Here is a 13015-nt window from a genome sequence, read left to right as displayed (position 1 = left end):
TCCCCTTCTTACAGGGAAGTTTTTTTCCAGTCAGCAGCAAATTTCTCCATGCCTTGATCGGTAAGCGGGTGCTTCGAAATTTGCTCGATAACCGCGAATGGCACAGTTGCAATATGCGCGCCAGCCATCGCTACGCGAGTAACGTGATCCGGGTGGCGAACCGAAGCTGCAATAATTTGCGCATCCAGCTGGTGCGTGCGGAACAATTCAGCAATTTTAGAAACCAATAGAACGCCATCTTCGGAAATATCGTCCAGACGACCAAGGAACGGGGAAACATAGGTTGCGCCAGCACGAGCAGCCAACAGCGCTTGGTTCACTGTGAAAATAAGCGTTACGTTCGTTTTTACGCCTTTTTTCGTCAGGTAACGGCAAGTTTCTAGTCCAGCAAGGTTCATCGGAAGCTTGATTGTAATGTTTTTATCGTTGTTGTTGATTTTGATTAGCTCGTCCGCTTCAGCGATCATTTCTTCAGCTGTAATCGCGTTAGGCGTTACTTCTGCAGAAACGGATTCAACCTCAGGCACGATTTGCAAAATTTCAGCAATACGGTCTTCAAATTTCACGCCTTCTTTAGCAACTAAAGACGGGTTAGTGGTAACACCGGACAAAACGCCAATTTTATAAGCTTTCTTAATATCTTCCACATTAGCCGTATCGATAAAAAATTTCATAGTCAATTACCTCCGTTTTTTGGGTTCATTTTTGATTTACATTTTAATTTTAAATTTGATTGCCCTGCATTTCAATTATTTCAATAATTCTTTTGCCAGGCTAACGACATTTTCCGTTGAGAAGCCAAAGTATTCCATCACCTGGTTGCCCGGGCCTGACGCCCCAAACGTATCAATGGACAACACTTTGCCGCTTGGCCCTGCATAACGCTCCCAGCCGAGCGAAATACCCGCTTCAATGGCGATACGGTTCGATACGGCATCAGGGAGAACGCTTTGCTTGTAAGCTGCTGGCTGACGCTCAAACAGCTCTCTGCTCGGCATAGCCACGACGCGAACGGATACGTTATCGTTCTCCAGCTCGGTTTTAGCACTTACGGCAAGCGATACCTCAGAACCTGTAGCGATCAAAATGACGTCAGGCTTCTCATTCGTTTCTGTCAGCACATAAGCGCCTTTAGCTACTTCTGCAACGTTAGCTTTCGTCGCTTCATAGATCGGCAGATTTTGTCTGCTCAGCACGAGCGCAACCGGACCATCATTTTGCTGCAAAGCATAAGCCCAAGCACTTGCCGTTTCATTGGCATCCGTTGGACGAATGACAGTGAGCCCTGGAATGGTGCGAAGCGCAGCCAAATGCTCAACTGGCTCATGCGTAGGACCATCTTCGCCGACTGCGATGGAATCATGCGTGAATACATACGTAACAGGCAGCTTCTGCAAGGCAGCCAGACGAATCGACGGGCGCAAATAATCGCTGAATACGAAGAAGGTACTCACGAATGGTTTTACGCCGCCATGCAGCGCCATGCCATTGCCCGCCGCGCCCATTGCATGCTCGCGAACGCCGAAATAAATATTGCGTCCTGCATACGATTTAACCGCGAATGTCTCTTCTCCTTTAATGTCCGTCATCGTGGAATGCGATAGATCTGCACTGCCTCCGAAGATGGAAGGAACGGTCTTCACATAATGATTGATGGCTTCACCACTCGCTACGCGAGTTGAAAGTGTTTTGGAGGCATCAAAGGTCAAAATGTCAGCCGCATCAATCGTTACGGAACCATCGATGACTTGAGCCAGTTCCTTGCCTTGCGCCGGATATTGTGCGGTGTAGGAAGCAAGCTGTTTGTTCCATTCCGCCTCTTTAGCTGCACCCGCAAGCTTCAACTGCTCGTAATGCGCTCTGACCTCAGCGGGAACGGTGAACTCTTCTTCATACTGCCAGCCATAAGCGGCTTTCGTTGCGATTGCTTCTTCCTTGCCAAGCGGATTGCCATGCGCTTTATTCGTGCCCGCTACTTTGCTTCCGTAACCGATAATCGTCCGGATTTCAATAAGCGTTGGCTGTGAATCGTTTTGCTTGGCAGCTGCAATTGCCTCAGCGATGGCCGAAGTGTCATTGCCATCTTCCACGCGGAGATATTGCCAATTCGCAGATTCCGCTCTTTTTTGAATATTCTCCCCAAAAGAAAGGTTTAATTCTCCGTCGAGGGAAATATCGTTTGAATCATAGAGCACGATCAATTTGTCCAGCTTCATATGGCCAGCCATCGACATAGCCTCGTAGGAAATTCCTTCCATCAAACAGCCGTCGCCAACGAGCGCATACGTATAATGGTCGATGATTGGGAAACCATCCTGATTGAATTTTGCAGCCAGATGCGCCTCTGCCATTGCCATGCCGACAGCCATTGCAACCCCTTGGCCTAGAGGGCCAGTCGTCGCATCTACGCCATCCGTATGTCCAAACTCAGGATGGCCTGGCGTCTTGCTGTTCAGCTTGCGGAATTGCTTCAAATCGTCGAGCGACACTTCATAGCCGGATAAGTGCAGCAGGCTGTAAAGCAGCGCTGAACCATGGCCCGCCGAAAGCACGAAACGGTCGCGGTTGAACCATTTGGCATGACCGGGATTGTGGCTTAAAAATTTGGACCATAACGTGTACGCCATTGGCGCTGCGCCCATAGGAAGGCCCGGATGACCGGAATTGGCGCTGTTAATGGCGTCAATCGATAAAGTACGAATCGTGTCAATCGATAACTGATCAATGGTTTGTGTGATAGGCATATTGTTGTCCTTTCTCTGTTTCAGATTGTTGTTCCAGCTTGGAATCGAACCACCAGTGGTAGCCATCCTGCGCTAGCAAAGCATCGGATTCCGCTGGCCCATAAGTACCAGCCTCATAATGATGAAGAGGAACCTGATTTTCTGCGAAAGCTTCCAAAATAGGCTGAACCCAGGCCCACGACATTTCAACTTCATCCCAATGCGCAAAAAACGTAGGGTTGCCGTTCAAAGCATCGTGAATCAAATTTTCATAAGCTTCTGGAAGCTCTTCCTTGTTCGGGTGAAAATCGATTTGAATCGGCTTGAATTCACCATTTTGCTGCGAATCCTTGGAATTGAGCTGAAGCGTAATGCTTTCATTAGGGCTCATTTCAATGACGAGCAGATTCGGAGCCACCCCTTCTTCGTTTACGGAAGGAGCTTGTTTTAACGGCTCTTTAAATTCAATGACGATTCGCGTCGATTTTTCCTTCATTCTTTTGCCGGTACGAATGTAGAAAGGAACGCCCCGCCAAAAGAAATCATCAATTTGCAATTTTGCTGCGATAAAGGTGTCATTCATCGAAGTTTCGGCAATCCCCGGCTCAGACTTATAGCCGACAACCGGCTTGCCCTGAATGCTGCCAGCGCTGTATTGTCCGCGAACGATGCTGAGGGCAACATCTTTCTTTTGCAGCGGTTCAAGAGCTTCCATCACCTGTTTCTTCTTAGAACGAACCTTTTCAGGGTCGCTCTTCTGAGGAAGCTGGATCGCCGTCATCATAAGCAATTGCAGCAAATGGTTTTGGAACATGTCTCTTAGTGCGCCGACATGATCGTAATAACCGGCTCTTTCCTCTACGCCGACCGTTTCATTCGCTGTAATTTGCACATTGGCAATGTAATGATTGTTCCACAGCGCCTGAATGACCGGGTTCGTCTGCTGCAAAGCCTCAAGACGCTGCACCATCGGCTTGCCGAGATAATGATCGATCCGAAAAACTTCTTTTTCCTCAAAAGACCGGCTAAGGCTTTCATTTAAATTGCGTGCAGATTGCAAATCATGGCCGAAAGGCTTCTCAATGACGAGACGCTTCCAGCCCTGCGCAGAGCCAAGCCCGCTAGCCTGAATGTTGGAGGCAATCGTTTCGAAAAATTCAGGCCCAACCGATAAATAAAACAGGCGATTCGGGGCAAGATTTAAAGCTTCCTCCCGCTGTTCAATCATGTGAAGCAGCTTCTGGTAATCTTCCTTATGGTCTATGTTCAGAACTTGGTAACGGAAAGCTTTTAAAAAAGCTTTTACGCTCGCCTCGTCCTTTATTTCCCGTCTGGAAAAATCACGGAGAGATTGCTCGACATTTGCCTGAAAGGTTTCATGCGTCAGCTCTCTTCGTCCAAGGCCAATCAAGGAGAATGCTTGCGGCAGTTTCTGCTCGATGAACAAATTATACAAAGCGGGGTAGATTTTTCTTTTCGCTAAATCCCCTGTCGCTCCAAACAACACAAAAGTGGTTGGCTCCATCTTCCGTTCTCCTTCCAATTCGTTAGCTATGGTTTCTTTTTCTTAGTTACACTATAATACGTTTAAGAGCCATACAAGTAATTAATATATTTAAGAGGAGGTATAGACCACATCTATGATCAATAATTACGAATTATATAAGGTTTTTTATTGGGCCGCTAAAACAGGCAGCTTAACGAAAGCTGCTAATGCGCTGTACCTCACGCAACCGAGTGTCAGCCACGCCATTAAGCAGCTGGAAAACAGCTTCGGCATCACTTTGTTTTATCGAAATTCCAAAGGAGTTGCGCTAACGCAGGAAGGTACGATCTTGTACTCCTACATCGAGCAGTCGCAAATATTGATAACCCTTGCAGAGGAAAAAATGGCTGCACTGAAAAATCTAGAGAGCGGCGAGCTGCGTATTGGCGGCAGCGATTCGCTGTTCAAGCATTATTTGCTGCCGTATTTGGAAAACTTTCATTATATGTATCCCGAAATTAGGCTTCATCTTAATCACGGCACGACGCCGGAAGTGATTTCTTTCCTGAAGGAAGGCAAGATAGACCTTGGTGTCGTTCGCATGCCGATTGTCGATTCCCAGCTGGAAGTGCGTGAAAGCATTCAACTGAAGGATTGTTTTGTTGCAGGGGAGCGCTACGCGAAGCTGAAAAATGAAGTTTTGACGCTGGACCAATTGTTACAGCATCCCGTCATTCTTTTCTCCCGCAATAGCCGGGCGCGAATGGCCATTACAGAGCTTTTTCAAAGCTTCGGTTATATGCTGAAGCCTGAAATCGAGGTCGGCAGCGTCGATTTGCTGATCGAATTTGCCCGGAGAGGACTCGGCATTTCGTATGTAACGCGGGAATTTGTATCGAAGGAGCTAGAGGAAGGCTCGCTCTTCGAAATTCAATTGGATGTGCAGCTGCCTCCCTCCCATGTCGGCATAATGAAAATGCGGAATTTGCCGCTGTCGAGTACAGCTAGCCGATTTATTGAGCTTGTGCATTAAAGCTTTGTATATAAAATAAAAAGAGAAGAATTGAAAGTTAACTTTCGCTCCTTCTCTTTTTGAGTCCTCTTGCAAATTTAATTTGTTCCTTTTTTGCCTGATCATTTAAAAGCCCGATGGATTTATAAGATAACTCCCGCAGCGACTCTTCGTCCATTTTGGCAAGTACTCGCATAGCTGTGTCCATAATGTCGCTTTCCTCATGAGCAAGTTCGTTTTCTTTCATGAATTTTTCTAAATCATTGCGATTAATTGGATTTTCAAATTTCAGTCCAAAATGTTGGGCGGCGTATACAAAATCTTTATCGTTATTACTATAAAGCTGTGCATCTAAATCAATGCTTGTGGCTGCAATAATAGCGTCAGGCGATGGAAGCTTTTTGCCTTCTGACTCGAACCACAATATACGAATATCAGCTGCATTTTTAGCAACATTATCATTAATATGAACCATCAAACCCTCAGACTTTGGGTATTCAATATATTCTTCAATAACATCCTTATACGATAAATCTTTTTGTGTTCTGGGAATGGACAATAGTTCTACTTGGACGATTGTAGGCATTAAAAGCTCTATATCATCATCAAAGCGAAGTTCGTTAATAAGTTGAACAGCAGGTTGATATCCCCATGAAGCATAGATATAAATATTCGTGTCACAAATAACCTTCTGCTTATTTGACATCAAGTTCCTCCATGTCCGCATCTTCATCACTGATAGGATAAAGATCCTCGTCTTTCTCGGCCGGTTTTACTTTACTAAGCGCTTCTTTGGTTCGACGTACTGCTTCAATTTGTTTTTGATATTTGGGCACATCAAATTGAGAGCGCATAATTAAATTTTTGCTGCTTCCAGGTGTCTCAAGCTTCTCAGTATCTATCTTCCCAAGCTTGATCCATTTGTAAACACCTTGGACGCTAATTCCGAACATCTCGGCGACTTCATCGGCACTGACATATTTGCTATTCTTCTCTTGATGCTCTAACGGGACGGCTAGTACATTTCGAGCTTGAATATAATCTTGTGCCTTCCTGATTCGAATAATCGCAGCGGCTCTTCGTAACGTTTCAAGTTCTTCTTCAACTAAAGTAACACTCGTTGTGAATACTTCAATCTCTTGAGCCAGCTCTTCACTTGTTTTTGCCATGCTGTTCACCTCCCATTCATTTTACTATACTTTTCAATCAATATAAATATTAAACCAAACAAACGAATTAAACTTATTAAACCAGCACTTTAAAGATCAAATATACCGAATTTGGCTTTGTTTCTAATCTTCCCCTCGATTAATCGCCCAAATATCCTCCACCATTACTTTGTATTTCAAGCAATCCCGCCCTCTTAAGCTCCTCGGCGTGAATTTCTGACAATGCTTCCAATAAACCCATGCCACGCTCAGTCACCTTTATAAAGATGCTTCTTTTATCCTCAGAATTCGGGAACCGGCTTACGAGCTCTAAATCTTCACAGCGCTTAATGAGCTCCAGGCAGGCATGCGGCGTAATTTGCAAACGCTCGGCCAGCTCTTTCGGCGTCGCATAGTCCCTCTCTGGAAATCCCATGATAGCTAACATAAGTTGATGGTATTGGGGAGTTAAACCTTTGCTTCTCGCTGCCTCTTCACTAAACCGAATAAACTTGCGAATGCGATATCGAAATAAAGCCAATTCTTCATAAACCTGCTTGGACAAACGGTTATTGGTCATATAAGGGCTCCTGCTTTTCTTCTAGTCTATCCCATAGCTGTCATTCATTCAATCACAACGATGAAGTGAAAATCATACCCTGATAAAGTCAAGTTTCCTCACCCAATGTAGAGTCAAACAAACAAAATTAAAATAAAAACGTTTTCATGTTATATAACATAACACAAACTCATTGACTTAGATCGTAGTGCGATATATATTGAGCATATCTAGTTATAATCCGTTAAGTTTGAAATCAAAAACTCACTTCTTTATCACACTCCTATTAACTTCTAACGCTGGTGGTGAACCTGCTTGCCTACTGAAAAAATAAAAAGCGTCTGCCCTTATTGCGGTGTTGGATGCGGCATTATACTTGAGGTATCGGAAAATCGTGTCATTAAAGTAACGGGAGACAAAGAGCATCCTACCAATTTCGGGCGATTGTGCACGAAAGGCAACACGTGCGCCGAAGCGATTTCGGAGTCAGGACGAATGGAATACGCTTATGAACGCCTCTCGCGCAAGGGCGAGCTGCAAAAATTAGCTATTGACGAAGCGATAAGCAAAACAGCAGCACAGCTGCGTTCCATACTTGACGAGCATGGGCCAAATGCCCTTTCCTTTTATGTATCCGGCCAGATGTCACTGGAGTCGCAGTATTTAATTAATAAGCTCGCCAAAGGCTTCGTGGGCACGAACAATATTGAATCCAATTCCAGGCTCTGTATGGCAAGCGCCGGCAGCGGTTATAAGCTGTCTCTTGGAGCGGATGGTCCGCCAGGCTCCTATCAGGATTTTGACCAAAGCGATCTTTTTTTCGTCATTGGCGCAAATATGGCTGACTGCCACCCTATTTTGTTTCTGCGAATGATGGATCGAATAAAAGCGGGTGCGAGGCTCATTGTCGTTGACCCGCGCCGCAATGCTACGGCCGATAAAGCATCCCTATATATGCAAATAAAACCGGGAACCGACCTGGCTCTGCTAAACGGACTTTTGCATCTACTGGTGAAAAATAATGATATTGACGAAGCATTTATTGCTGACTTTACTTCCGGCTGGGAACCGATGATTGCGTTTTTAGACGATTACCCTCCGGATAAAGTAGCTGAAATAACGGGCATCCCGGAGGAACATATTCGCAAGGCCGCGGCTTGGATCGGCGAATCGCCGAATTGGATGAGCTGCTGGACGATGGGCCTCAATCAAAGCACACACGGTACTTGGCACACGAATGCAATTTGTAATTTGCATTTGGCTACCGGCAAAATATGCCGTCCAGGCAGCGGCCCCTTCTCCCTCACCGGTCAACCCAACGCAATGGGCGGCCGCGAGATGGGCTATATGGGACCCGGCTTGCCCGGCCAGCGTTCCGTCCTCGTAGAAAAGGAACGTGATTTTATCGAGAGCCTGTGGAGGCTGCCATCAGGAACCCTTACAACCGAGGTAGGTACAGGAACCGTCTCGATGTTTGAGCAAATGCAAGCTGGTCAAATTAAGGCATGCTGGATTATTTGCACGAATCCCGTAGTGACGGTTCCCAATCGAAGAAACATCATTGCCGGTTTAGAGAAAGCCGAGCTTGTCATTACACAGGATGCTTTCCTTGAAACGGAAACGAATGCCTATGCGGATATTATGCTGCCCGGCGCGTTATGGTCTGAGGCTGAAGGCGTGATGATCAACTCCGAGCGTAATTTGACGTTGATGCAGAAGGCGGTAAAGCCGCCCGGCGAGGTGCTGCCCGATTGGCAGATCATCGCTCGTGTAGCATGTGAAATGGGCTTTGCCGACGCTTTTTCATATAGCAGCTCCGAGGAGGTTTATCAGGAAATTCAACAGGCTTGGAATCCCAAGACCGGCTACGATATTCGCGGCGCATCCTATGAGCGGCTACGCAGTACACCGCTGCAATGGCCGTGCGCTCCTGAAAGCGAAGCGGATCGCAACCCTATCCGCTATATCAACAATGGAATCAGCCAAACGTTGAAGCTCAAGGAAGATGGCAGTCTGCCGAGACTTGTATTTCCGACCGAAAGCGGCAAAGGCATCTTTCTCGCCCGCCCCTTTTTGCCTCCGGCTGAGCTTCCCGATATGGAATTCCCCTTTATCTTGAACACGGGACGCGTACAGCATCAATGGCACACAATGACGAAAACCGGTAAAATAGCCAAGCTGAATAAACTGAACCCAGGTCCCTTCGTGGAAATTCATCCCGAGGATGCGGCCACTCTTGGCATTACAGCTGATAATCAAGTCGAGATTCGCTCTAAGCGGGGGGTTGCTATTTTACCAGCTGTCATAACCGATCGGGTTCGTCCCGGCAATTGCTTTGCCCCGTTTCATTGGAATGATATTTTCGGCAAAAATCTGGCTATTAATGATGTAACCAACGATGCTATTGATCCGATCTCCTTTCAACCTGAATTTAAATTTTGCGCAGTGTCTCTTATTCGCGTCGCCGCTTCCGCAGAGGCTGCGCCGATTATTCATTCTGATGAGGAAATAACAGCCTCCCACTCGGCATTCCGCAGTGCGAGCAACGTTTATGAGGAGGAGATTTACATGTCTAAAGTCGATACGCTCGCCAGTATGCTTGGCATTGAATCAACATCTGTTATGACGCTGGAAAACCATGAAAAAACGTATGTGACCGGTTTTATTGCCAGCCTAAAAACGAGCGAGCTCCAGAGCGCGCCTGGCATCCCTGTTCTTCCTCCATCCGCGCCGCTGGAAGCCTCCAAAAAGCTATTTCTCGATGGGCTGCTCGCAGGCATGTTCTCCCGCACTTACTTGTCGGAATCCGGCGCAGCCTTGAGCGCTGCGGCAAGTACCGGGCAAGCGACGCTAGAACCGCCTGTACCTTTTGTCCACATAAAAGATGCAGAAGCTTTGCGGATTACGATTGTATGGGCGTCTCAAACCGGAAATGCCGAGGAAGCCGCTCAAGCTTGCGCCAAGCAATTATTGGCAGCGGGTCATCATGTCCAGCTGTTAAACATGGATGACTACGATATAAAGAATCTTGCTAATGAACAGTATGTGCTATGCATCGCGAGTACATTTGGGGCAGGCGACCCGCCTGACAATGGCACCGGCTTCTGGCACTCCCTTCAAGCTGACGATGCACCTAAGCTGCCGGGAGTGACATTCGCTGTACTCGGCTTTGGCGATTCCAGCTATGATTTATTTTGCGGGTTTGGACAACAACTGGATGCCCGATTCGAGCATTTAGGAGCCAAGCGCCTAATGCCGCGAACAGATTGCGATACTGATTTTCAAGAGCAGGTATCTGCATGGATCATATCGCTTGAAACAGCTTTGCAAAAAGCTCAGAAGGGCACCAGAACAAATGGCGCTGCGTCTTCTTCTGCACATGAGACTGCTATACAGGTTCACTATGATCGGAACCAGCCGCTTACAACCATCTTGCTCGCCAACAAGCCGTTAAGCAAGGAAGGCTCTGAGAAAGATACCCGCCATTATATTTTTGATTTAAAAAATACCGGGCTGCACTATGAGTCCGGTGACGCTTTAGGCGTTTGGCCAACAAATGCTCCGGCACTTGTGGAAGAAGTATTGGAAGCTGTAAAGCTGAGCCCTACCGAGTTCGTGTCCGTTAAAGATTTTGGAGAGCTACCATTAAGCCTTGCTCTTGCCAAGCATTACGATATTACCCGAATCACTCCGAGCATTTTGCAAGCTGTACATGAACGCACAAATAACGATGTTTTATCCCGGCTTTTAAGGAAGGAAAATCAGGAAGAATTAAAGCAATGGCTGTGGGGACGTCAGCTCGCCGATCTGCTGCAGGAATTCCCTTTCCCGATTCAAGCAGCTGAGCTTGTTCAACTGCTGAAGCCGTTGCAGCCGCGACTCTATTCCATTTCTTCCAGTTCAAAAATGAATCCGGATGAAGTTCATATTACCGTATCCACCATTCGTTATCCGTTCAATGGCAAGCAGCGAAATGGCTTATGCTCCACCTTTCTGGCTGACCATGCGGAGAAAGCAGCTGGCGTACCCATCTTTGTTCAGAAAACCTCCCATTTCCGCCTGCCAAGCGATACTGATAAACCCGTCATCATGGTTGGCCCCGGAACAGGCATCGGCCCCTTCCGCGGTTTTTTGCAGGAGCGTCAAGCGACAGGCGCCAAAGGGAAAAACTGGCTGATCTTCGGAGAACAGCGCGCGGAATGCGACTTTTATTATAAGGAGGAGCTGGAAGCGATGCAGCAACGCGGCATTCTCCATCGTTTGGATACCGCCTTCTCACGAGATCAAGCAGAAAAAATATATGTACAGCATCGCATGATTGAGCACGGCGCTGAATTATGGTCCTGGCTGCAGGCAGGTGCCTATTTCTATGTATGTGGGGATGCCAGCAAAATGGCAAAGGACGTAGACACCGCACTGAAACAAGTCATTGAGCAGTACGGCGGAAAATCGGCGGCTGAAGCGGAGCAATATGTGAAGGAAATGGCCAAAGAGCAACGATATGCCCGCGATGTTTATTAAGCTAGTGCATACAGGGAGAGACGACCGCAACTATCGGCGGTCGTCTTTATTTTTCACACCTCCTATACTCTATCAAAATTACAAAAAATAGAATACTTGAATTAGAGTATAAATTTCTGGTATATTTGTAAATAACAATGGTAATTTGAATTGACCTGATGACTCTCTATTCCAGCAGCCTTACTATTGCGATGAATCAAAATCGTACAACAGTTTTCACCGCAGCGACTAAAGGAGGAATATGCAATGAATAACCATGTCATTTCTTTAGCTGATATTACGAGCTTTCAGTCTAAAGAAGAAGAGTTCAGCCCTTATAGTTGGTATCGCCGCATGTTGAATCAAGACCCGGTCATTTTTAATGAAGGATCAAATGCCTACCATGTATTCAAGTACGATTATGTGAAAACGGTGCTTAGTGATTTCAAAAACTTTTCCAGCGTTAGAACACGCAGCATCGTCCAGGTCGGTTATCAGAGCAATGACGACAAAGATAAAGAAATGGTCAAAACGTTTCCCGATCAGCTTGATATTCACAATGTTGATCCGCCAGAGCATCGCAAACGGAGATCCCTGCTCGCCGCTGCTTTCACACCAAGAAGCCTGCGGTTATGGGAACCGCGCATTCAAGCTGCTGTCGATGAATTAGTGGCCCAATTTGCCGATCAATCACAGGTGGATATCGTTGAAGCCTACACAAGCGTATTGCCAGTTGTCGTCATGTCCGACCTGCTTGGCGTCCCTTCCAAGGACCGCCTCTTATTCAAAGCATGGGTAGACAAGCTGTTTTTGCCGGCAACTCATGAAAACTTCGATGAGATTAATGAATTGAAAAAGAAGGCCGGCGACGAATATTATCAATACCTTTATCCGCTCGTTGTAGCGAAGAGATCCCATTTAGAAGACGATATTATATCTGACTTAATTAGAGTAGAAGTAGATGGCGGGCATTTTACAGATGATGAGATTGTACGCACGACGATGTTTTTACTTGGGGCGGGGATTGAAACAACGAGTAATTTGCTGGCTAATTCCTTTTATGCTTTTTTATACGACCAGCCCGAGCTGTATCAGGAACTCAGAAATAATCCCGAGCTCGTTCCAGACGCGGTTGAAGAGCTGCTCCGGTTTCGGTTTCACATTAGCAAAATGGACCGGACTGTGAAGGAGGATAATGATGTGCTAGGGGTTCCTCTCAAAAAAGGGGATACCATCGTGGCTTGGATGAGCGCAGCGAATATGGATGAAAGCATGTTTGAAGATCCTTTTACATTGAACATTCACCGGGAAAATAACAATAAGCAGCTTGCATTTGGCTATGGCGCCCACTTTTGTCTAGGAGCACCTCTAGCGAGGCTGGAAGCCACTCTCGTTCTTACTACCTTTTTAAAAACATTTTCCAGAATTGAGCCCGATACAACCTTTATTTTGGAAGACAGCCTTGTCCCTAGTGCTGCCGGACAAAGCTTGACTCGATTGCCAATCCAGCTTTTTAAATAAAAAATACCGTTTGATGCTGCTTCATTTCTTTCATGCAAAAAAACTGCCTAAGCAAGCTGCCTTCGA

9 protein-coding genes are annotated in these 13015 nt (G+C 46.4%); 3 read left to right on the top strand and 6 right to left on the bottom strand.

The window, feature by feature from the left end; translation table 11 throughout:
• Positions 1-8: 8 nt before the first annotated feature.
• From fsa to zwf, 3 genes are all read right to left on the bottom strand, one after another.
• Positions 9-674, bottom strand: coding sequence for a fructose-6-phosphate aldolase (fsa, locus tag AC50X8_RS24285; RefSeq protein ID WP_046230868.1), 666 nt, complete (start codon positions 672-674; stop codon positions 9-11).
• 75 nt (positions 675-749) lie between these two features.
• Positions 750-2738, bottom strand: a complete 1989-nt coding sequence (tkt, locus tag AC50X8_RS24280) for a transketolase (protein ID WP_494882027.1) — start codon at positions 2736-2738, stop codon at positions 750-752.
• Positions 2722-4248: a glucose-6-phosphate dehydrogenase gene (gene zwf, locus AC50X8_RS24275; protein ID WP_494881988.1), complete on the bottom strand. Its 1527-nt coding sequence runs from the start codon at positions 4246-4248 to the stop codon at positions 2722-2724. The genes tkt and zwf overlap by 17 nt, the downstream gene beginning before the upstream one ends.
• A 115-nt stretch (positions 4249-4363) precedes the next feature.
• On the opposite strand from zwf, the gene AC50X8_RS24270 reads away from it, so the two are divergent.
• The gene (locus tag AC50X8_RS24270) at positions 4364-5242 is read left to right on the top strand and encodes a LysR family transcriptional regulator (protein WP_056035684.1); all 879 of its coding nucleotides are present in this window, start codon (positions 4364-4366) and stop codon (positions 5240-5242) included.
• A 37-nt stretch (positions 5243-5279) separates the two neighbouring features.
• Here AC50X8_RS24270 and AC50X8_RS24265 read toward each other — a convergent pair whose 3' ends face one another.
• The 3 genes from AC50X8_RS24265 to AC50X8_RS24255 all read right to left on the bottom strand — a co-directional run bounded on the left by AC50X8_RS24265 (position 5280) and on the right by AC50X8_RS24255 (position 6949).
• The gene (locus AC50X8_RS24265) at positions 5280-5927 is read right to left on the bottom strand and encodes a type II toxin-antitoxin system VapC family toxin (protein WP_494881986.1); all 648 of its coding nucleotides are present in this window, start codon (positions 5925-5927) and stop codon (positions 5280-5282) included.
• On the bottom strand, positions 5917-6390 hold the full coding sequence (locus AC50X8_RS24260; protein WP_494881984.1) for a helix-turn-helix domain-containing protein: 474 nt from the start codon (positions 6388-6390) through the stop codon (positions 5917-5919). Before AC50X8_RS24260 ends, AC50X8_RS24265 begins: the two co-directional genes overlap by 11 nt.
• A gap of 139 nt (positions 6391-6529) precedes the next feature.
• Complete coding sequence (locus tag AC50X8_RS24255; RefSeq protein ID WP_056035674.1) at positions 6530-6949, bottom strand: MarR family winged helix-turn-helix transcriptional regulator; 420 nt, start codon at positions 6947-6949, stop codon at positions 6530-6532.
• A 294-nt stretch (positions 6950-7243) separates the two neighbouring features.
• Here AC50X8_RS24255 and AC50X8_RS24250 point away from each other — a divergent pair, with 294 nt between their 5' ends.
• Both AC50X8_RS24250 and AC50X8_RS24245 read left to right on the top strand, forming a co-directional pair.
• Positions 7244-11449: a sulfite reductase subunit alpha gene (locus tag AC50X8_RS24250; protein ID WP_494881982.1), complete on the top strand. Its 4206-nt coding sequence runs from the start codon at positions 7244-7246 to the stop codon at positions 11447-11449.
• Positions 11450-11695: 246 nt separating this feature from the next.
• A complete protein-coding gene (locus AC50X8_RS24245) occupies positions 11696-12949 on the top strand; it encodes a cytochrome P450 (RefSeq protein WP_494881980.1) in 1254 nt (417 codons plus the stop codon).
• Positions 12950-13015: the final 66 nt, after the last annotated feature.

The organism is Paenibacillus sp. JT22N15 (assembly GCF_059383755.1).
The sequence above is the reverse complement of the archived record's forward strand: the minus strand, read 5'-3'. Positions and strand labels throughout refer to the sequence as shown.